Annotated in this window: 20 protein-coding genes and 2 tRNA genes; 10 read left to right on the top strand and 12 right to left on the bottom strand. The window is 63.7% G+C overall.

The annotated features are described in order from the left end of the window. The first annotated feature begins 111 nt into the window (after positions 1–111). From GEV37_RS14725 to GEV37_RS14710, 4 genes are all read left to right on the top strand, one after another. Positions 112–1155 (top strand): methionine ABC transporter ATP-binding protein, encoded by a 1044-nt coding sequence (locus GEV37_RS14725; RefSeq protein ID WP_227391026.1) that lies wholly within the window; start codon positions 112–114, stop codon positions 1153–1155. Then, the gene (locus GEV37_RS14720) at positions 1136–1789 is read left to right on the top strand and encodes a methionine ABC transporter permease (RefSeq protein ID WP_227391025.1); all 654 of its coding nucleotides are present in this window, start codon (positions 1136–1138) and stop codon (positions 1787–1789) included. The genes GEV37_RS14725 and GEV37_RS14720 overlap by 20 nt, the downstream gene beginning before the upstream one ends. A gap of 108 nt (positions 1790–1897) precedes the next feature. Continuing rightward, the gene (locus GEV37_RS14715; protein ID WP_227391024.1) at positions 1898–2692 is read left to right on the top strand and encodes a MetQ/NlpA family ABC transporter substrate-binding protein; all 795 of its coding nucleotides are present in this window, start codon (positions 1898–1900) and stop codon (positions 2690–2692) included. 72 nt (positions 2693–2764) lie between these two features. Next, positions 2765–3226, top strand: coding sequence for a GAF domain-containing protein (locus GEV37_RS14710; RefSeq protein ID WP_227391023.1), 462 nt, complete (start codon positions 2765–2767; stop codon positions 3224–3226). Between the two features lie 68 nt (positions 3227–3294). Here GEV37_RS14710 and GEV37_RS14705 read toward each other — a convergent pair. Both GEV37_RS14705 and GEV37_RS14700 read right to left on the bottom strand, forming a co-directional pair. Beyond that, a tRNA-Val gene (locus GEV37_RS14705) sits at positions 3295–3371 on the bottom strand. Positions 3372–3390: 19 nt separating this feature from the next. Continuing rightward, positions 3391–3467, bottom strand: a tRNA-Val gene (locus GEV37_RS14700). 173 nt (positions 3468–3640) lie between these two features. Between GEV37_RS14700 and GEV37_RS14695 the strand changes: the two genes are divergently transcribed. After that, entirely contained in the window at positions 3641–4711 is a 1071-nt protein-coding gene (locus GEV37_RS14695) for an endonuclease/exonuclease/phosphatase family protein (RefSeq protein ID WP_227391022.1), read from the top strand. Positions 4712–4732: 21 nt separating this feature from the next. Here the strand turns inward: GEV37_RS14695 and GEV37_RS14690 are convergent, their stop codons facing one another. The 3 genes from GEV37_RS14690 to GEV37_RS14680 form a co-directional block, all read right to left on the bottom strand. After that, positions 4733–6109, bottom strand: coding sequence for a class II fumarate hydratase (locus GEV37_RS14690; protein WP_227391021.1), 1377 nt, complete (start codon positions 6107–6109; stop codon positions 4733–4735). Between the two features lie 106 nt (positions 6110–6215). Beyond that, the gene (gene hda / locus GEV37_RS14685) at positions 6216–6920 is read right to left on the bottom strand and encodes a DnaA regulatory inactivator Hda (protein WP_227391020.1); all 705 of its coding nucleotides are present in this window, start codon (positions 6918–6920) and stop codon (positions 6216–6218) included. Further along, complete coding sequence (locus GEV37_RS14680; RefSeq protein WP_227391019.1) at positions 6917–8029, bottom strand: AI-2E family transporter; 1113 nt, start codon at positions 8027–8029, stop codon at positions 6917–6919. Before GEV37_RS14680 ends, hda begins: the two co-directional genes overlap by 4 nt. A gap of 184 nt (positions 8030–8213) precedes the next feature. On the opposite strand from GEV37_RS14680, the gene purM reads away from it, so the two are divergent. Next, on the top strand, positions 8214–9287 hold the full coding sequence (gene purM, locus GEV37_RS14675; protein WP_227391018.1) for a phosphoribosylformylglycinamidine cyclo-ligase: 1074 nt from the start codon (positions 8214–8216) through the stop codon (positions 9285–9287). Then, a complete protein-coding gene (gene purN, locus GEV37_RS14670; protein WP_227391017.1) occupies positions 9277–10011 on the top strand; it encodes a phosphoribosylglycinamide formyltransferase in 735 nt (244 codons plus the stop codon). The genes purM and purN overlap by 11 nt, the downstream gene beginning before the upstream one ends. 76 nt (positions 10012–10087) lie before the next feature. Here purN and dcd read toward each other — a convergent pair whose 3' ends face one another. The 3 genes from dcd to GEV37_RS14655 form a co-directional block, all read right to left on the bottom strand. Beyond that, on the bottom strand, positions 10088–10654 hold the full coding sequence (gene dcd / locus GEV37_RS14665; protein WP_227391016.1) for a dCTP deaminase: 567 nt from the start codon (positions 10652–10654) through the stop codon (positions 10088–10090). 11 nt (positions 10655–10665) lie between these two features. Then, a complete protein-coding gene (apbC, locus tag GEV37_RS14660; RefSeq protein ID WP_227391015.1) occupies positions 10666–11466 on the bottom strand; it encodes an iron-sulfur cluster carrier protein ApbC in 801 nt (266 codons plus the stop codon). A 116-nt stretch (positions 11467–11582) separates the two neighbouring features. After that, complete coding sequence (locus GEV37_RS14655) at positions 11583–12758, bottom strand: coiled-coil domain-containing protein (RefSeq protein ID WP_227391014.1); 1176 nt, start codon at positions 12756–12758, stop codon at positions 11583–11585. 260 nt (positions 12759–13018) lie between these two features. Here GEV37_RS14655 and GEV37_RS14650 point away from each other — a divergent pair, with 260 nt between their 5' ends. From GEV37_RS14650 to GEV37_RS14640, 3 genes are all read left to right on the top strand, one after another. Further along, positions 13019–13921, top strand: a complete 903-nt coding sequence (locus GEV37_RS14650; protein ID WP_227391013.1) for a GGDEF domain-containing protein — start codon at positions 13019–13021, stop codon at positions 13919–13921. Positions 13922–14052: 131 nt separating this feature from the next. Beyond that, a complete protein-coding gene (locus GEV37_RS14645; protein WP_227391012.1) occupies positions 14053–15243 on the top strand; it encodes an amino acid aminotransferase in 1191 nt (396 codons plus the stop codon). 121 nt (positions 15244–15364) lie between these two features. Beyond that, on the top strand, positions 15365–16846 hold the full coding sequence (locus tag GEV37_RS14640) for a SulP family inorganic anion transporter (protein WP_227391011.1): 1482 nt from the start codon (positions 15365–15367) through the stop codon (positions 16844–16846). Here the strand turns inward: GEV37_RS14640 and GEV37_RS14635 are convergent. From GEV37_RS14635 to GEV37_RS14620, 4 genes are all read right to left on the bottom strand, one after another. Further along, a complete protein-coding gene (locus GEV37_RS14635; RefSeq protein ID WP_227391074.1) occupies positions 16843–18129 on the bottom strand; it encodes an MATE family efflux transporter in 1287 nt (428 codons plus the stop codon). The two genes, GEV37_RS14640 and GEV37_RS14635, sit on opposite strands and share 4 nt — an antisense overlap. 143 nt (positions 18130–18272) lie before the next feature. Beyond that, complete coding sequence (locus GEV37_RS14630) at positions 18273–18857, bottom strand: YceI family protein (RefSeq protein WP_227391010.1); 585 nt, start codon at positions 18855–18857, stop codon at positions 18273–18275. A 65-nt stretch (positions 18858–18922) separates the two neighbouring features. Then, positions 18923–19480 (bottom strand): cytochrome b, encoded by a 558-nt coding sequence (locus tag GEV37_RS14625; protein ID WP_227391009.1) that lies wholly within the window; start codon positions 19478–19480, stop codon positions 18923–18925. A gap of 268 nt (positions 19481–19748) precedes the next feature. Continuing rightward, the gene (locus GEV37_RS14620; protein ID WP_227391008.1) at positions 19749–20945 is read right to left on the bottom strand and encodes an O-succinylhomoserine sulfhydrylase; all 1197 of its coding nucleotides are present in this window, start codon (positions 20943–20945) and stop codon (positions 19749–19751) included. Between the last annotated feature and the right edge of the window lie 2 nt (positions 20946–20947).

Genomic DNA, 20947 nt, shown 5'->3' with positions numbered 1-20947 from the left:
AGTGCAGCTAAAAGGGTGTGTCCAGCGTTGATGGCCACCCGTATGGGTGGCCTTTTTTTATTTCACGCCCCCGCCACTTCACGTCTTCGGCCTAGAATCAAGGCAGACGCTATGATCGAACTCAGCAACGTCAGTAAAACCTACGGCAGCGGCGCCAAAGCGGTGCATGCCCTGAAGAACGTCCACCTCGCCATTCCCAAGGGGGCGATCCACGGCGTCATCGGACTTTCCGGGGCGGGCAAGTCCACCCTGATCCGCTGCGTCAACCTGCTCGAGCGCCCTACCGAAGGCAGCGTCGTCGTCGACGGTCGCGACATCACGCGACTCGGCGCGGCCGAGCTCAACCGGGCGCGCCACCGCATCGGCATGATCTTCCAGCACTTCAACCTCCTGACCACGCGCACGGTGTTCGACAACGTCGCGCTGCCGCTGGAGCTTGCCGGCGAGCGCAAGGCGGCGATCAAGCGCCGCGTGGCGCCGCTGCTCGACATGGTAGGCCTTGCCGACAAGGCGGGCATGTATCCCGCCCAGCTTTCCGGCGGGCAAAAGCAGCGCGTGGCCATCGCCCGGGCGCTGGCCAGCGACCCGCAGGTGCTGCTGTGCGACGAGGCCACCTCGGCCCTCGACCCGCAGACCACCAGCGCTATTCTGGAGCTTCTGCGCGACATCAACGTCAAGCTCGGCATCACCATCTTGCTGATCACCCACGAGATGGAGGTGGTCAAGTCGATCTGCCACCGGGTCAGCCTGATTTCCAACGGCGAGCTGGTCGAGGACGCCGACGTGGGGGACTTCTTCACCGCGCCACGCACCGACCTGGGCCGCGATTTCTTGAACGACTTTCTGGAGCTCACCCCGCCCAAGGAGCTCACCGCACGCCTGCTCGAGGCCCCGGGCGAGCACACCCACCCGGTGGTACGCCTGACGTTCTCGGGCGATGCCGTCTCGACCCCGCTGATCTCGCGCCTGGCACGGGAGTGCGACGTGGATGTCAGCATCCTGCAGGCGAAGGTGGAATCGATCCAGGAGCGCACCTTAGGCCTGATGATCGCCGAGCTGCTCGGCGACACCGATCAGACCCGCAAGGCGATGGAGTATCTGAAAGCGCATCAACTACAGGTGGAGGTACTAGGCCATGTCCAGCGCGATGTTTGATCTGATCCTGCAGGCCACGCTCGACACGCTCTACATGGTGGCGATCTCCGGCGTGATCTCGACGCTTCTGGGGCTGCCGCTCGGCGTGCTGCTCTATGTCACCCGCCCGCGCCAGATTCTCGCGCGGCCGATGCTGAACCAGGCACTGAGCCTGATCACCAATATCGGCCGCTCGATCCCCTTCATCATTCTGATGGTGGCGATCATCCCTTTCACGCGCATGCTGGTGGGCACCTCGATCGGCATCAACGCCGCATCAGTGCCGCTGACCATCGCCGCGATCCCTTTCGTCGCGCGGTTGATCGAAGGCGCGCTCAACGAGCTCTCGCCGGGGCTGATCGAGTCCGCCCAGGCAATGGGCGCCACACCCTGGCAGATCATCTGCAAGGTGCTGATTCCCGAAGCGCGCGGTGGCATCATCACCGGCCTCACCATCACCGTGGTGACGCTGGTGAGCTATTCGGCCATGGCCGGGGCGGTAGGCGGCGGCGGCCTGGGAGATCTGGGCATTCGCTACGGCTACAATCGCTTCAACCCGACCATCATGCTGACCACGGTGGTGATTCTCGTGTTCATGGTACAGGGCTTTCAGAGCTTGGGTGACTACCTGGTGCGCAAGAGCGATCGCAAGTAGTTGGCGAGTTCACCGGAACCGATGCCAAATATAACCAAAAAGCATTATAAAAAGTTTTTTTATTGCTATAATCTCGTATCTTCAAGGTACGTCAACAGGAGAGTCACCATGCAGAAACAGCTTCTCGGCGGCCTGACCGCCCTTGCTCTGGCCATCAACGTGGCCCACGCCCAGGAAGCCCGCAGCATCAAGATCGGCACCGTCGCGGGCCCCGAGAGCGAGGTCATGGAAGTGGCCGCGCGCATCGCCAAGCAGGAGTACGACCTCGATGTCGAGATCGTCGAGTTCACCGACTACGTCACCCCGAACGCGGCGCTCGCCGACGGCAGCCTGGATGCCAACGCCTACCAGCATGCCCCCTATCTCGAAACCATGAACAGCGACCGCGGCTACGACCTAGTGGCCGCCGGCTACACCTTCGTCTACCCGATCGGCGCCTACTCCTCGAAATACGACAGCCTCGAGGCGCTTCCCGACGGTGCACAGATCGCCCTGCCCAACGACCCGACCAACGAAGGGCGCTCGCTGATCCTGATGCACAACCAAGGCCTGATCACCCTGAGCGACCCGGAAAACCTGGAAGCGACGCCGATCGACATCGCCGAGAACCCCAGGAACTTCCGTTTCCGCGAGATCGAAGCCGCCCAGCTGCCGCGCGTGCTGCCGGACGTGGACATGGCGTTCATCAACAACACCTTCGCCCAGCCAGCAGGGCTGAGCCTCGACGACGCGCTGGTGCGTGAAGGCCCCGAATCCCCCTACGTCAACCTGATCGCCGTGCGCAGTGGCGACGAGGAGCGCAAGGAGATTCGCCAGCTCGTCGACGCCTACCAGCGTGACGAGGTGATCGAGAAAGCCGAGGAGCTCTTCCAGGGTGGTGCCGTGCCGGGTTGGGTCGAGTAAACCTGCTTTCCACCCACCAAGCATCACTCAGGCCGGCCCCAGGGCCGGCCTGTTATTTTTCAAGGAGATATCATGGCACCGGTCGACTACCCCCTGCTCAACCGCCAGCTCGAAGCGCTGCTGGACACGCGTGACTGGCTGGTCAACGCCGCCCAGACCAGCGCCTTTCTCATGCAGTCACTGCCCGCGCTGAACTGGGTGGGGTTCTACCTGCAGCGCGAGCCCGAGCTCCTGAGCCTGGGCCCCTTTCAGGGCAATCCGGCCTGCAACCCCATCCCCTTCAGCAAGGGCGTGTGCGGGGCGGCGGCGCGCAGCCGCGTTACCCAGCGCGTGGAGGACGTTCACGCCGTGGCGGACCATATCGCCTGTGATGCGGCCTCCCGGTCGGAACTGGTGATCCCCGTCGTGGCCGGTACCCATTTGTGGGGAGTGCTGGACATCGACAGCCCCGAACTCGCGCGCTTCAGCGCCGAGGATCAGGCCGGCATCGAGGCATTGGTCGCGACCTTCGTGCGCCAAACCGACCTTTCCTGAGCCGCGCACCAACGATATCTAGACAAACGAAAACGCCCCGCTCTGATGAGCGAGGCGTTCATGAATTCTGGTAGGACCAGGCGGATTTGAACCGCCGACCTCCACGATGTCAACGTGGCGCTCTAACCAACTGAGCTATGGTCCTTCAGCACGCGTCAAAGACCTGGTAGGACCAGGCGGATTTGAACCGCCGACCTCCACGATGTCAACGTGGCGCTCTAACCAACTGAGCTATGGTCCTGCTTTGTGTGCGAGGCGTATTCTACGTATTCGAGTCACAAATGCAAGGTGTTTTTTCATCGCGTGCTTTTTATAGAGCCTTGAAAAGAAAGTTCTCTTTTACATCGACACGTCTTTCACAAGCCAGCTAAGCTAAGTCCAATAACGTCATAGCCTATGTTAAGGAGGTAGATCTTGCTCGGGCCACTCGTGGGCATCATCGCACTACTGCTGTTCCTCGCGACTCTGATCGCTCGCATTCATCTACGCTGGTGGTTCGTACGAAGCTTCGAGTTCCCGCGCGTCCAGCTCGCCATCGCCGCCTTCGCCAACACGGTGGCAGCGCTCGTGCTGCTTGACCCCGGCGCCTGGCGCGCCGGAGCCGGCACGCTGTCCCTGGTCACTCTGCTGATCCAGGTGGTCTACATCCTGCCGTGGACGCGAGTCTGGCCGGTGGAGGTGAAATCTGCTTGCGAGCCAGAGCCAGCGCGTGTCATCACGCTGCTGATCTCTAACGTGCTTACCCCCAACCGCCAGTCCGACAAGTTGATCGCGGCGATCAAGGCGCATCAGCCCGATATCGTCATCACCCTGGAGTCGGACGACTGGTGGCAGGCACGGCTCGACGAGTCACTGGGTGAAAGTTACTTCCACAGCGTCAAGGTGCCGCTCGACAACCTCTACGGCATGCACCTCTACTCGCGCCTGCCCCTCGAGGGCACAGAGGTAAAGTGGTTGATCCAGGAAGATATTCCTTCAATTCACACCTACGTGACGCTCGAAAGCGGCGAGCGCATTCGGCTTTACGCCGTTCACCCTCGCCCGCCGGCCCCCAGCGAAAGCGAAAAATCGCTATGGCGCGATGCCGAGCTTCTATGGGTGGGTCAGGAAATTCACGAGAAGCCGGCGCCGACGCTGGTGGCGGGAGATCTCAACGACGTGGCCTGGTCGCGGACCACGCGGCGCTTCTGCCGCGTGGGCGGCATGCTCGACCCGCGCCGAGGCCGGGGCATGTTCAGTACCTTCCACGCTCACTACCCCATGCTTCGCTGGCCGCTGGATCACATCTTCGTCACCGAGCACTTCACTCTGATGGACATGCAGCGCCTTGCGGAAATCGGCTCGGACCATTTTCCGATCCTGGCATCGTTTTGTTACTGCCCCGCAGAGCAAGGCGAGCAGGAAACGCCGCAGGCGAGCGAGGAAGAGCGGGAAGAAGCCGAGGAAACGATTCGCGAAGGCCAGACGGAAAAGCAGCAGCGCTGACCCGCCCGGCTCCGGGGCGGCCTATTCCGGCACACCGCCCCGGGTGAGCACGGCCGGGTCAAGCAGGCGCTCGAGCGTCTGGCGATCAAGCTCGGTCTCCTCCTCGGCCACATCGATAATCGGCCTTCCCGCCTGATAAGCCTTCTTGGCCACCGCCGCCGCCGCGTTATACCCGATAGCGCCGTTCAGCGCCGTCACCAGGATCGGGTTGCGCGCCAGCGGCTCCTCCAGATGCGTCTTGCGCACCTTGAAGGTGGCGATAGCGCGCTTGGCCAACAGGTTCGCCGTGTTGCTCATCAGGGTGATCGAGGTGAGCAGGTTCGTGGCCACCAGGGGCAGCATCACATTGAGCTGAAAGTTGCCGCTCTGCCCCGCCACGGTGATCGCCGCATCGAGCCCGATCACCTGGGCGGCGGCCTGGGCGGCGGACTCGGGAATCACCGGATTGACCTTGCCCGGCATGATCGAGCTGCCCGGCTGCAGCGCCTCGAGCTCGATCTCGCCCAGGCCCGCCAGTGGACCGGAGTTCATCCAGCGCAGGTCGTTGGCGATCTTCATGATCACGCAGGCGAGCCCCTTGAGCTGACCGGAGAGCTCCACCGCAGCGTCCTGGCTCGAAAGGCTGGCGAAGAAGCTGTCGTTGGGGACGAAGGAGAGCCCGGTCTGGGCGCTGAGCTCCTTGGCCACGGCCTCTGCGAAACCTTCCGGCGCGTTGATGCCGGTACCCACGGCAGTGCCTCCCTGGGCCAGGCGCTGAAGGCGCTCGAGGGCGCTGTCGAAACGCTCGATCGCCTGGCCGATCTGGCTCGACCAGCCGCCGAGCTCCTGGTCCATGCGCAGCGGCATGGCGTCCATCAGGTGCGTTCGCCCGGTCTTCACCAAGTCCTTGAGCTCGTCAGCGCGGCGGTCGATGGTCTCGCGCAGGGCGACCAGCGCCGGGCGCAGGGTGTCGCTCACGGCGATGGCCGCCGCCACGTGAATGGCGCTGGGAATCACGTCGTTGCTCGATTGGCCCATGTTGACGTGGTCGTTGGGTGTCACCTCTACCCCTTCGCGGGAGGCGAGCGTGGCCAGCACCTCATTGACGTTCATGTTGGTCGAGGTGCCGGAGCCGGTCTGGTAGACGTCGATGGGGAACTGGTCGTCGTGATGGCCATCGATCACCGCTTGCGCCGCCTTCTCGATCGCTTTGGCGCGAGGCTCGTCAAGATACCCCAGCGCCAGGTTGCTGCGCGCCGCGGCGAGCTTGATGCGCGCCACCGCGTGCACGAACGCCGTGGGCATCGGGGTGTGCGATACCGGGAAGTTGTCGATCGCCCGCTGGGTCTGGGCGCCGTACAGGGCGCTGGCGGGTACCTCGAGCTCGCCCATGCTGTCGCGTTCGATGCGTGTCTGCATTGCCTGCCTCCTTTCAGTGAACCGATCTCCGCGCGGCGGCGCGGCTACCTGATTACCCTAGTCGGCGATACCGCTTACGACAACACGGCGCCACGTGCGGGGCGCTCTACCAGGCGAGTGCCGACTTGACGAAGGGAATGGTGAGCTTGCGCTTGGCGGAGAGCGAGGCCTGATCCAGGGTATCCAGCGCCCGGCAGAGCTCGCCGAGCTCTCGCGGGCCGCGGTGAAGGATGTAGCGGGCGACATCGTCGGGAAGCTCCATGCCGCGCACCCGGGCGCGCAGCTTGAGCGCCTCGAGCCGGTCGGCATCGTCCAGCGGATGCAGGTGGTAGGTGACCCCCCAGCTCAACCGCGAGGCCAGATCCGACAGCGCGACGTTCAACTGACGCGGCGGAGCGCTGGCCGAAACGATCAATCCCTTGCCCGCATCGCGCAGCCGGTTGAAGGCGTGAAACAGCGCCTCTTCCCAGCGCTTGCGGCCCACCACGTACTCCAGGTCGTCGATGGCGACCAGATCGAGGCGCTCGATGTCCTCGAGCATCAGCGGCGGGAAGTGGCCGAGATCCGCAAGCGGCAGATAGAGCGAGCGCTTGTCGGCATCCGAGGCCGCGTGGCAGGCCGCCTGCAAGAGGTGGCTCCGCCCGCTCTTCGGTGCCCCCCAGAGGTAGATGAACGGCTCCGATGCCGGCGCCAGCTGGCGAGTCAGCGACGTCAGAAGCGACGCGTTCTCGCGCGAGGCAAAGTAGTTGCCGAAGGTGGCATCGTCACGCAAGCCGACGCCGAGCGGCAGCTGGGCCGGTACTCTGCTCATGGAATCTCCCTGTCCGTATCATGATCGAGCCGGTGCGGCAGTGCCGGGCCCTCCATCGGCCGCTCCACCCCCGCGTAGAGCTCGCTTTTCTTGTAGCGCTCGATCACCTCGCGCAGCAGCACCATGATGACCGCCGCGGCGGGCAGTGCCAGCAGCACGCCGGTCAATCCGAACAAACTGCCTCCGGCGAGCACTGCAAAGATCACCGCCACCGGATGAAGGCCGATCTTATCACCTAACAATTTTGGTTGTAATACAACGCTTTCCGCTACCTGCCCGATACTGAACACGGCTAGCACCCCGACCAGTCCCCACCAGCTTTCGAACTGGAAGAAGGCCACGACCAGGGCAACGCCGAGCCCCACGATGAAGCCCAGAAACGGCACGATGCTGACCAGCCCCGAGACCACTCCGATCAGCAGACCGAAGTTGAGCCCGATCACGGTCAACCCCACGGCATAGATCACCCCCAGGCACAGCATGACCAGAAGCTGCCCACGCAGGAAGGCGGCCAGCACCTCGTCGCAGCGCCGCGCCAGGCGCGCGGTGTCCGCAAGCCAATGGCGCGGCACGAGGCCGACGATATTGGCCAGCAGCCGATCCCAGTCGAGCAGCAGATAGAAGGTGACCACGGGAATCAGCGCCACGTAGGTGATCCAGGTGGCAAATGCCGCACCAGATCGGCCTATCTGCCCGAGCGCCTGGGCGAGATACCCACCGGCGTCGCGCCAGTTCTCGGCGAGCGTGGCCTGCAGGTTGCCGAGTTCCGAGCGCACATCGTAGCCGGTCCAGTCGAGCACCTGCGGTGCCAGGCGATTCTCGACCCAGGTGAAGATGCCCGGCAACGCCTCGCCGAGCTGCTTGATCTGGGAGACGATCAACGGAATCAGGATCAGTAGTGCCACGGTAAGCAGCAGTGTCAGCACCAGGAAGACGCTGCAGACCGCGACGGGGCGCTTCATGCCCCACTCCTGGAAGCGATTGGCCAGTGGATCCGCGAGATACGCCAGTATCATGCCGGCGATGAACGGCATGAGAATCGACTCCAGCAGGTAGACGAAGCCCACCAGCAGGACCAGAAACACTACACCCCACCAAGAGTTGCGCATACGGGTCATCCAAGGTCGTCAAGGGTCATGGCGCATGGTATCCCGAAGGTAACCTGTCTTGCGAGATATGGCGACACGTCGATGCGGCTTCCCTCGTCAAATGGTACAATCCGCCGGATCAACGGCCGACACCGGCCGCGCGGCCTCCCCACCCCGTTTCGCTATAGGCTCTACAGGACCTGTCATGACCAAGACAACCCCTTCTCAGGCTTCTTCATCACTTAGCTACAAGGATGCCGGCGTCGATATCGATGCCGGCAACGCCCTGGTGGAGCGCATCAAGCACGTCGCCAAGCGGACGACGCGCCCGGAAGTGATGGGAGGGCTCGGCGGTTTCGGCGCGCTGTGCGAGATGCCGGCGGGCTACAAGCAGCCGGTACTGGTCACGGGAACCGATGGGGTCGGCACCAAGCTGCGCCTGGCGATGGATCTTGATAAGCACGACACCATCGGCATCGATCTGGTCGCGATGTGCGTCAACGATCTGGTGGTAGCCGGCGCCGAGCCCTTCGTGTTTCTCGACTACTACGCCACCGGCAAGCTCGACGTCGACATTGCCGCCGACGTCGTGACCGGCATCGGTGCCGGCTGCGAACAGGCGGGCTGCGCGCTGGTCGGCGGCGAGACCGCCGAGATGCCCGGCATGTACGAAGGCAGCGACTACGACCTGGCGGGCTTTTGCGTCGGCGTGGTGGAAAAGGCCGACATCCTCGACGGCAGCCGCGTTGGTGAAGGCGACGTGCTCCTGGGCCTGGCCTCCTCCGGCCCGCACTCCAACGGCTACTCGCTGATTCGCAAGATCCTCGAGATCAACGCAAGCTCTCTCGACGAAAGCATCGACGGCACGCCCTTGAAAGACGCGCTGATGGCGCCGACGCGCATCTATGTCAAACCGCTGCTGGCGCTGCTGCGCGAAAGCGGCCTTGCCGTTCACGCGCTCTCTCACATCACCGGCGGCGGGCTGCTCGAGAACATCCCCCGGGTGCTGCCGGAGACGCTGGCGGCGCGCATCGACGTCAGCGCCTGGAAGCGCCCGGCGGTGTTCGACTGGCTGCAGCAGAAAGGCAACGTCAGCGAGGTGGAGATGCACCGGGTGCTCAACTGCGGTATCGGCATGGTGGTCGTCGTGCCCGCCGCCGAGGCCGACCAGGCCGAAGCCTACCTGAAGGTGCAGGGTGAAACCGTTCACCGCATCGGCGCTATCGTCGAGCGCAGCGGCGAGGCGGTCGTGCTGGAGAACCCGCGCCGTGAGCAGTAACGACTACGCCAGTGACACGCTGACCGACATGACGCCGGCGCCGGTCGATCAGCGCCGCATCGTGGTGCTGATTTCCGGCAGCGGCAGCAACCTCGCCGCGCTGATCGAGGCCCAGACCCACGACCGCCTCGGCGGCGAGATCAAGGCGGTCATCTCCAACGAGCCCGGCGCTTACGGGCTCAAGCGCGCCCATGAGGCGGGCATCGAGGCGGTCGCCCTGCCCCACCGCGAGTACGACAGCCGCGAGGCCTACGACGGTGCCCTGATCAAGGTGATCGAGCGCCACGAGCCGGATTTGATCGTGCTGGCAGGCTTCATGCGCATCCTGACGCCGCGCTTCGTGCAGCGCTTCATGGGCCGGATGCTCAACATCCACCCGTCGCTGCTGCCCGCCTACCAGGGGCTTGACACCCACGCTCGGGCACTTGCCGATGGCGTCGATGTTCACGGCTGCAGCGTGCACTTCGTCACCGAGGAACTCGATGGCGGCCCGGTCGTGCTTCAGGCCGAGTGCCGGGTCACCCCGGAGGACAGCGTCGAGAGCCTCAAGGAGAAGGTCCACGCCCGCGAGCACCTGATCTTCCCCATCGCCGTACAGTGGTTCCTGCAGGGTCGGCTTCAGTACGCCAACGATGCCGTGACCATCGATGGCCAGCCCCTGCCGCCCCACGGCATGCGTCTTTCTCACGACGATGCCGCCGAGGAGCTCGACGAAGAGCGCTGACGGTCGCCTCGGACCGGCAGGAACCAACGAAAAAAGTGCGCCTTGTAAGGCGCGCTTTTTTTGGCTTCGATAGCGCTCAGGTACGCGGAAGCGTCACGCCACGCTGGCCCATGTACTTGCCGCCGCGATCCTTGTAGGAGGTTTCGCACTCCTCGTCGGCGGTCAAAAACAGCATCTGTGCCACGCCTTCGTGGGCGTAGATCTTGGCCGGCAGGTTGGTGGTATTGGAGAACTCCAGCGTCACGTGGCCTTCCCACTCGGGCTCGAGGGGCGTGACGTTGACGATGATGCCGCAGCGCGCGTAGGTGGACTTGCCAAGGCAGATGGTTAGTACGTTGCGCGGAATGCGAAAGTACTCGACGGTACGCGCCAGCGCAAAGGAGTTGGGCGGAATGATGCAGACATCGCCCTTCACGTCGACGAAGCTCTTCTCGTCGAACGCCTTGGGATCGACGATCGCCGAGTGGATGTTGGTAAAAACCTTGAATTCGTCCGAGCAGCGCACGTCGTAGCCATAGCTCGAGGTACCGTAGGAGATCACCCGCTGGTCGTCGACATGACGCACTTGACCGGGCTCGAAGGGTTCGATCATGGCGCTCTCTTGCGCCATGCGGCGAATCCACTTATCTGGCTGAATACTCATGGGCTGGCTAATCACTCACTAAAGGAAATCGTGGGGCCGCTCTGCTGCGTCCCCATCACCGCCTGGGCCACCTGGCGGGCGATATCGGCAAAGGCCTGGCTCTCGGCGCTCTCGGGCTTGGCGATCACGCTGGGTGTACCGGAGTCGGCCAGCTCGCGAATGTCGAGGGTCAGCGGCAGGCGACCGAGCAGCGCGGTATTATACTCATCGGCGATGCGTTCGCCTCCACCGGCGCCGAAAATAGTGGCTTCGTGGCCGCACTTCTCGCAGGTGTAGAGACTCATGTTCTCGACCACACCGACCACCGGCACCTTGACCTTGCGGAACATCTCGATGCCCTTGCGTGCGTCGAGCAGCGCGATGTCCTGCGGCGTGGTGACAACCACCGCGCCGGAAACCGGCACCTTCTGGGCAAGTGTCAGCTGGATATCACCGGTACCCGGAGGCATGTCGATCAACAGGAAGTCGAGATCGTCCCACTTCGTCTGGTTGAGCATCTGCTGGAAGGCACCGACCACCATCGGACCGCGCCACACCAGCGCATCCCGGCTGTTGACCAGAAACGCCATCGACATCGCCTGGAGCCCATGGGCCTCGAGCGGCAGAAAGGTATTCTCGCCCACGGTTTGTGGACGCGTCCCCTCCGCAACGCCAAGCATCTGCGCCTGGCTCGGCCCATAGATGTCCGCATCCAGCACGCCGACACGATACCCCTGGGCGGACAGCGCCAGCGCCAGGTTGACGGTGACGGTGGACTTGCCGACGCCCCCCTTGCCGGATGCAACGGCGACGATATGCTTGATCCCTTCCATCGGGCGCTCCTTGAACGTTGAATTGGCTAGATCATACGCGTTGAGGCGGCGTTCATAAACTCGGCGCATAAAAAAGCGGGTACGGCCCTGACCGTACCCGCGGGACATCTGAAGGCTCAGTTATTGGCCTGGCCCTGCTGCTCGTCGTCGGCTTCCTGGTTCTGCTGCACTTCGTCCTGCTGTGTCTGCTCCTGTGACGCAGAACCATCCTGGCCCTGCGCGGACTGGCCTTGCGCGGAAGAGGCGCTGCCGGAAAGATCGGGCACGTCGTCCTCGGTCACATCGTCGACCTCGCCCAGGCGGTCATCCAGCGCCGAGAGCTCGCTGCGCCAGTCGCGCAGCTGGTTCTCCAGCCGCTCGAGCTGCGCTTCGCGAGTCTCGATATCGCTTTCGACGCTTGCCAGTTCCTCGCGGCCGATATCGAGCGCCACCATCAGGTCGTCGGTCTCGCCGCGCACCTGAGTCAGGCTCTGCTCCTGCTCTTGGCGCTGCTCACCGAGCGCGTCGATCTCGCTCTGTAGATCGTCGCGTTCGCTGCTGATGCTGTCGCGCTGGCTCTGAAGCTGCTCGAGCTCCTGCTCGGCGCTGTCGACCTGCTCCTGGAGTGCGCTCAAGCGCTCATTGGCCTGATCGACCTGGGACTGGATCGCTTCGAGCTCTTCCTGAGCCTCGTTCTGCTCGTCGAGCGCCTGCTGGCGCTGCTCCTCGGCCTGTTGACGCGCGGTTTCCGCTTCCTGACGCGCCTCTTCAGCGCTTTCGCGGGCCTGTTCGAGCTCGTCGAGCGACGACTGGGCCTCGTCGCGAGCGCTGACCGCTTCGTCACGCTCGTCGCGTAGCGACTGCATGCTGCTCTGAGCATTTTCGAGCTCTTCTTCCAGTGCATCCACTTCCTGCTGGAGCGAGTCACGCTGACTTTGAAGCTCCTCGAGTCGCGACTGGACCGAGCCAACCTCTTGCTGCGCCTCCTCGAGACCCGACTGTGCCTGACTTTGCTGCTCCTCGAGGGAAGCAATCTCTTCACGCATCGCCGCAAGGTCCGTCTCGGCTTGCTCGTACTCGCTCACGCGCTGACTCAGGCGCTGGTTCTGCTGCTCGGCGGCGGCCAGATCAGCTTGCAACGAATCGACGCGCTCGCGATGGGTGTTGGCATTGGACTGCGCCATGATGGCCCAGACCACTCCGATTGCGGCGATACCGGCGATCGCCCTGACCCGGTTGTGACGAAAGAGCTCGCGCGTGCTGAGCTTGCGAGGAGTGTCATGCCGATGATCTAGCGGATTCTCGTCTGCCATATTGCGTCCCTGAACGATTTGTTTATCTTCAAAAACTTGGTTTATCTTCAAAAACGTAGTTAACTCGGACGCTACCCGCCAGTAATTCACGAAAAACCCGCGTCGTACCCTGCCATCCTGCCGCTTAACCGTCATTTTATATTCCAAAAAGATATAACTTCTTTCGTCAATCATGGCAGAAGGCTTACATCGCTGCGCCGGGTTTGACGCTATCCTCTCTTATCGATTGCCGACCACCACGTATTGCGAAGGGATCACGCATGCTCGTGCACGACACACCTTCCACCGCTCTTCTCAGCGCAGAGCGCCTGCTAGCGCATCTGCCAGGCGTCATCTTCCAGCTTCATCGCGACCGCAACGGGCGACTACAGTTTCGCTACCTCGAAGGGGGTGGCAGTATTCTCGAGCGCCTGGATCGGGTGCGCCTGGGGGAGGATGCCGCGCCGGTCATCCAGACGCTGGCCGGCGAGCATTGGCCTGCCATCGAAACCGCGATCGAGCGCTCGGCGCGCTGGCTGGTGCCGCTGTCGACCCGCTTTCGCATCGTCCACCCCCAGCATCGACTGTGCTGGGTCGGCGTGAGCGCCCTCCCCGAGCGAAACGTGGACGGCGTGACATGGAACGGGCTGATGATGGACGTCACAGGCCAGGTCGCTCACGAGCAGCGTCTCGAGAAGCGCTGCCATACCGACCTTCTCACCGGACTCGCCAACCGGCGCCGTTTGATGATGGAGCTCAAGCGTCGTGCCCAGCAAAGCCGCGAGGAGGCGACGCCCTTGTCGGTGATGATGATCGACGTGGACTTCTTCAAGCGCTTCAACGATCGCCACGGCCACGCTCGGGGCGACGAGATCCTGCGCTCGTTGGCGCAACAGACGCAGCAACTTCTGCGTGCAAGCGATCTGATGGCGCGCCTGGGCGGTGAAGAGTTCGTGGTAGTGGCGCCGCGCACCCCCCTGAGCCACTGTCGCTGCATCGCCGACCGCGTTCGCGATGCCATCGCACGGCTTGACCTGGGTACCGGCGTTGGCGAGGTCACGGTCAGCATCGGCGTTGCCGAATATCGCCCGGACGAGGCGTTGACCACCCTGCTCAAACGCGCCGATCAGGCGCTCTACCGGGCCAAGGATACCGGTCGTGACTGCGTCTACCCCATTGCCTGAACCCGCTTGAGGCCACTGCTTGAATTTGTGGCCTATTCGCACCCGCGCGGTGTGGCAGTTCTTCTACCACGGTGGCATCATTAAGCGCTGCACATCCTTTCCAGTCATCGCCTAACGAGGTAGTGGTCTACATGTTCGAGCATATTGAGCGGGTCCCGGGAGACGCCATTCTAGGACTGATCGAAGCTTTCAAGAAGGACACCAATCCCCAGAAAGTGGATCTGGGCGTTGGCGTATACCGCGATGCCCAGGGCAATACGCCGGTCATGCGCGCCGTCAAGGAAGCAGAGTTCCGCCTGCTCGAGAACGAGACCACCAAGACCTACATCGGCTCCCACGGTGCCCCCGCCTACGGCGAGGTCGTGCTGCCGATCGTGCTCGGCGAAGGCTCACCGGTACTGGCCGCCAAGCGCGCCAGCGCCACCCAGTCTCCGGGCGGCACCGGCGCGCTGCGCCTGGCGGCGGACTTCATCGCAAGCCAGATGCCTGGCAAGGGCATCTGGGTGAGCGACCCCACTTGGCCGAACCATCACGGCATCTTCACCTCGGCCGGCATTGAGCTGCACAAGTATCCCTACGTCGACGCGGACAATCGCCTGGACTTCGACGGCATGGTCAACGCGCTCAAGCAGATCCCGGAAGGCGATGTGGTGGTGCTGCACGCCTGCTGCCATAATCCTACCGGCTTTGATCTCTCCCAGGAGCAGTGGCGCGAAGTGCTCGACATCCTCAAGCAGCGCAAGCTGCTGCCGCTGGTGGATTTCGCCTACCAGGGCTTCGGCGAAGGGCTCGAAGAGGATGCCTTCGGCGTACGTCTGCTGGCCGAGAACCTCGACGAGGTCATCATCACTAGCTCCTGCTCGAAGAACTTCGGTATCTACTGCGAACGTACGGGCTGCCTGATCCTGGTAGCGAAGGACGAGGAGCAGATGGAGAACGTCCGCTCCCAGGTCGCCATCGTCGCCCGCGAGAACTACTCCAACCCGCCGGCCCATGGCGGTGCCATCGTCAGCACCATCCTGAGTGATACCGAACTCACGGCGATGTGGCGCGAGGAGCTGACCGAGATGCGCGATCGCATCAACACACTGCGCCGCGAGTTCGTCGAGGCGCTCGCGCCGTACGGCCTGGCGGACAAGTACGCCTGCGTCGCCGAGCAGCGCGGCATGTTCTCCTACACTGGCCTGACACCGGAGCAGGTGGATCGCCTGCGCGACGAGTTCGGCATCTACATGGTGCGCTCGGGACGCGCCAACGTGGCCGGCTTCTCCAAGGAGAACCTGCCCTATCTCGCCAAGGCGATCGCCGCCGTCAACGAGTAACGTACCACTCCCTCGAAGCGCCCGGGCCTTGTGCCCGGGCGCTTTCGTTTTGAATCCGAAAAAACTGACCGATTAGTCAAGTCGCCAACGACACGGCGGCTTTTTATCCTAGAGGCATTTCATGGCGGCCCACGGCATACGCTACCCTTGGTACAAGAAGGAAGACACCGACGCTTTCTTCGCCCTCTTTCAGAACAACATCGCCAACTTCGTGATCATCGCGATCACAATGCTGAGCCTCGGCTTTCCTGCCGAGATCGTCTACGGCCAGGTACTGCCCGGCGCGGCAGTGGCCGTGATGGTGGGCAATTTCTACTACGCCTGGAGCGCAGCGCGCCTGGCGCGACGCGAACAGCGCACCGACGTCACTGCGCTCTCCTACGGCATCTCGACGCCGGTGATGTTCGTCTTCCTGTTCGGCGTGCTGCTGCCCGCCAAGCAGCTCACCGGCGACGCCGAGCTCGCCTGGAAGGTGGCCGTCGCCGCCTGCTTCATCAGCGGCGCCATCGAGGTGCTGGTCAGCCTGGTGGGTCGCTTCGTTCAGCACCACCTTCCGCGAGCGGCAATGCTAGGCGCGGTCGCCGGGGTAGCGCTCACCTTCATCGCCGGCGAGATGCTGTTCAAGACGCTGGAAATGCCGGTCATCGGCCTGGTGGTGCTGGCCATCACTATCGTGGGTCTGGTGGCGCGCGTGGCCATGCCGTTCAGGCTGCCCACCTCGCTGTTCGCCATCGTGATCGGCACGGCGCTTGCCTACCTGATCGACGATGCCGGCGGCGAGCGTTTCAGCGACGCTTTCACCCATCTGGGCTTCTACCCGTTGCTGCCCAACGCCGCCTGGTGGGAAGGCCTGGTCTTCCTGCTGACCGGCATGCTCGCCATCCTCACCGTGGTGCTGCCGATCACGCTCTACAACGCCATCGAGACGATGAACAATGTCGAGGCAATGGAAGCCGCGGGCGACAAGTACGACGTGCGCGAGTGCCAGGCGGTGGACGGCGCCGGCACCATGATCGGCGCGCTGTTCGGCGGCGTGTTTCCGACCACGGTCTACATCGCCACCGTCGGTGCCAAGTGGATGGGCGCCGGGCGCGGCTATAGCCTGCTCAACGGGGCGGTCTATGGCCTGGCGACGATGCTCGGGCTGATCGCCGCGCTCGCCGCGATCATTCCCGTCTCGGTGGTCGCCCCGATCCTGGTGTTCGTGGGCATCTCGATGATCGCCACGGCCTTTCAGGCCAACGATACCCGTTACTACCCGGCGGTGGCGCTGGCCATGCTGCCCTACTTCGCCAACTACGTGATGACGCGCTTCAACCGCGGCGCCGAAGAGGTCGTCAGCGGTATCTCGCCGGCCATCGTCGGTGTGGGCCAGGGAGCGATGTTCATGGCGATCCTGCTCGGGGCGATGACGGTTTCGGCGATCGATCACCAGTTCCGCAAGGCGGCGGTCTTCGCGCTGATCGCCGCCGGACTCTCCTTCGTCGGCTTGATGCATGCTCCGGCGCTCGCCCTGAACGCCGCACCGCAGTTCGTCATGGGTTATCTCGCCATGGCGCTGCTGTTCGCCTACTTCTCGTTGCAGAAGACGCCGCTGCGCTAGCCCGGCGCTCGTGCCCGCCGCTGCGGGCGCGAAAGGATTCGCCGCAGCAGGTACCAGGCGGCGAGCCCCGCCAACACGTTACCCGCCGCTGCTCCGGCGGCGAGTCCCGTCCAGCCGTAAAGCGCGGCCCCGATCCACAGGCAAGGCAGGTAGAACGCGAACAGCCGGGCGCTTGACAGCAGCATGGCGCGCAGCGGCCAGCCCAGTGCGTTGCCGGCGGATACCACCAGCATGCACACCCCGAGCGCTGCGTAGCTGGGCAGCAGGAAGCGAATCAACAGCGTCAGCGCCTCCCGTACATCCGGGCTGCCCGCCAACACATCAGCCACGAACGGGGCCCCCAGCGCCAGCAACACGCCCAGCGCCAGTTGCCAGCACACCGCCACCTTGAGCGCCAGGCTCATGAGCGCGTGGATCTGTGTCCAGTCGCCGGCACCGAAGCAGCGCCCGAGCCAGGGCGGCAGCGACATGGTCATCGCCAGGATCACCATCAGCGACACCGTCTCCAGCCGGTTGGCGAGTCCCCAGGCGGCCACCTGAACGTCGCCAAGCCCGGCCACCGCGGAGATCGCCAGCATCGCCGCCAGCGGCGGCATCAGCTGGCCGATCATCGCCGGCCCCGCGATGCCGAGAAACCCGCGCGCCGAGGCGTGCGCTTCGTCGAGTACGCCCTCGCGGGCCAGCCATCGCTTGCCAACGAGCTTGCGTCCGACTACCCACAGCCCTACGCCAAAAGCGATGGCAGTCGCCCAGGCCGCACCCGGGAGCCCAAGCCCCGGCCAGTCGCCGACCCCGAAGATCAACAGCGGATCGAGCGCCAGATTGACGAAGCTGCTGAGCACCATCATCTTGCCCGGCAGGCGCGTGTCGCCGTGGGCGCGAAACAGGCTATAGACGAAGTAGAGCAGCGCCCCGAGCCAGGAGGAGAAGAGCTGAGGTCCCCAGTAGCGGCGGATATAGTCAAGCGCGCCTTCATCGGCCCCCAGGAGCGTGAAGACCGGCACCTGCACGACCCACAAGAGCAGCGCCAGCACACCGATGACGCCGCCGCCGAAGAGCAGTACCAGGGTCCCCAGGCGCCTGGCACGCGCGATTTCTCCGGCGCCCAGCGCGCGCGATATCAGCGCGGCGATAGCGATGCCCATGCCCACTTGGACGCCGATGATCAGAAACGACAGTGGAAAGGTGAACGACTGGGCAGCCAGGGGCGCGGTACCGAGCCTGGCGATGAAGGCGCTGTCCACCAGTTGAAACCCCAGCAGGGCCAGAACGCCGATCGCCATGGGCCAGGTCTGGCGCCACAGGGTAATCGCCAGGGAGTGCCTGAAAACGGCCAACGCGTCTCTCCTCGTTGAAAATTCGATGCGTCACAACGCAAAAACGCCACCACCCCGATCGGAGTGGTGGCGTTTTTAACACACCGCTGTTACTGGCGGATACCTTCGAAGGTCACGTAGAGCTCGAGCTCGTGCATGGCTTCCGGGAAGTCGCTCATGTCGATACCGTAGTCGTCGAGCACGAGAGTGGTGCTGCCCTCGAAGCCGGCGCGGTAGTTGCCCCAGGGGTCTTCGCCCTGGCCGATCAGCGTGACCGGCATCTCGATTTCCTGGGTCTCGCCGTGCAGGGTCAGCTCACCGGTGAGGGTGCCTTCGTCGTCGCCGGTGGACTCGAAACCGGTGGAGGTAAAGGTGGCGGTCGGGTACTCGCTGGCATTCAGGAAGTCGCCGCTCAGGATGTGGCGATCGCGCTCGGCGTGGTTGGAGTTGAGGCTATCGATCTGCACCTCGACGTTGACGCTCGAGGCGTCCAGGTCGTCTTCATCGAAGGTGAAATCGCCGCTGAACTCCTCGAAGCTGCCCAGGATGTAGGACATGCCGAGGTGGCTGATCTTGAACTGGACGAAGGCGTGCTGGCCTTCGGTATCGATCACGTAGTCGGCAGCCTGAGCCTGGCTCAACGGAATCAGGGCAGCGGCGGCAACAGCGCTTGCAAGCAGACTTTTCTTCAACATGGGACAACTCCTCTCTTTCCTTGCTGGGGGTCGAGGCGCCAGGGCGCCCCTCGTTGGGAAATCGTTCAGCCGGGGCGGCGGCTGTGCGCCGGGTTCACCATCCGCACCAAGGTGCGGTGGCGATCGTGAAAATGATGCTTGATGGCCGCTAAAGCGTGGCCCGCGGCGACGATAAGCAAAAGCACCGCGCTGTACCAGTGGATGTCGCCGGCAATGCTTGCCTGGTTGGGCAAGCCGTGGAGCAAGGCCGGCATCTCGAACCAGCCGAACACGCTGACCCCGCGCCCGTTGGCAGTAGAAATCATATAGCCGCTGAGCATGACCAGCAGCAGCAGCACGTAAATACCGATATGGCCCAAGTGGGCGGCGATGCGCTCGAAGCGACTCCCTTCGGCCGCGGGTGTCGCGTTCAACAAGCGCCATGCCATTCGCCCCACCGTCACCAGTAGCAACAGAATGCCGATCGAGCGATGGATCCATGGCGCCTGGTTGTACCATGAGTGGTAATAACCCAAGCCGGTCATCCACCAGCCTAGTAGGAAAAGGCCGATCACGGCGAGTGCACTCAGCCAGTGAAACGAGATACTCACCACTCCCCAACCATTTCGCGTGTTACGCCACATGCCCATCCCCTGATCCAGCCTTTCCTACATGATCGGCATGCATCGCCTGCCGCATTTTTTTGATCAATGTTTCAACGACTTCGAGCGATAGAGCATAGCGATTCGCCGCTCGAACTACTGCTGAAAAAAGCAGGACATTTCATTCGTAAAAACCATTGATTAACCGGCTAAACGTTACCATCCATCTAGACGAGACTTGGCAAACCATCACGGTGAAGCGAAAAACCCCACCAACGTGGGGTTTTCAAGACCAGCATTGGATGTCGCGTCAGGTGGCCAGTGCATCCAGGCCCCGGGCGAGATCGGCACGAATGTCTTCCTGACTCTCGAGCCCCACCGCGATGCGGATCAGCCCGGGGGCGATGCCCGCAGCCTCGCGCTGGGCGTCACTCAGCCGGCCGTGAGTCGTGGTCGCCGGGTGAGTGATGGTCGTCTTGACATCGCCCAGGTTACCGGTGATCGATAAGAGCCGCGTGGCGTCGATCACCTGCCAGGCGCCCTCTTGGCCGCCCGTGACTTCGACGCCCAGCACTGCCCCGAAGCCGCGCTGCTGGGCCTTGGCCAGCGCGTGCTGCGGGTGGCTGGGCAGGCCGCTGTAGTGCACCTTGACCACCGCCGGGTGCGCCGCCAACCACTCGGCGAGCGCCTGAGCGTTCTCGCTATGGGCCTTCATGCGCAGCGACAGCGTCTCGAGCCCCTTGGTAAAGATCCAGGCGTTGAAGGGGCTCAGGCACGGCCCGCAGGTGCGCACCACGCCGAAGACCTCCTCGAGAAGCGTCGATCGCCCCACCACCGCGCCGCCAATGGCGCGCCCCTGGCCGTCGAGGTACTTGGTGGCGGAGTGGATGACCAGATCCGCCCCAAGCTCCAGCGGTCGCTGAAGCGCCGGGGTGAGAAAGCAGTTGTCGATCGCCAGCAGCGCCCCGCTCTTCTTGGCAAGCGCCGAAAGTGCCGCGATGTCGGCCACCTCGGAAAGCGGGTTGGAGGGTGTTTCGGCGAACAGCAGTCTAGTCGCCGGGGTGATCGCTTGCTCCCAGGCGTCCAGGTCGGAAAGCTCCACGTAGCGGGTGACGATGCCGAACTTGCCCAGGTACTTGTCGAACAGGCTCACCGTCGAGCCGAACAGCGAGCGGGAGGCGACGATCTCGTCACCCTGAGAGAGCAGCGCCAGCGCCGTGGAGAGGATCGCCGCCATGCCGGAGCTGGTCGCCACGCAGCGTTCGCCGCCTTCGAGCGCCGCCAGGCGGCGCTCGAAGGTATGCACCGTCGGGTTGGTGAAGCGCGAGTAGACGTTGCCGGGCTCCTTGCCGCCGAACTTGCGCGCCGCTTCAGCGGCGCTCTCGTAGACGAAGCTCGAGGTAGGAAAGATCGGCTCGGCGTGCTCCTGCTCGAAGGTGCGCTCGTGGCCGGCGCGAATGGCCAGCGTCTCGAGCGAGTAGTTCGCGACCTCAAAATCGTCGTGCATGG

This window comes from Vreelandella malpeensis (assembly GCF_020622355.1).
GTDB classification, from domain to species: Bacteria; Pseudomonadota; Gammaproteobacteria; order Pseudomonadales; family Halomonadaceae; genus Vreelandella; species Vreelandella malpeensis.
Note: the sequence above shows the minus strand (reverse complement) of the source record. Positions and strands in the feature narration are given on the sequence as shown.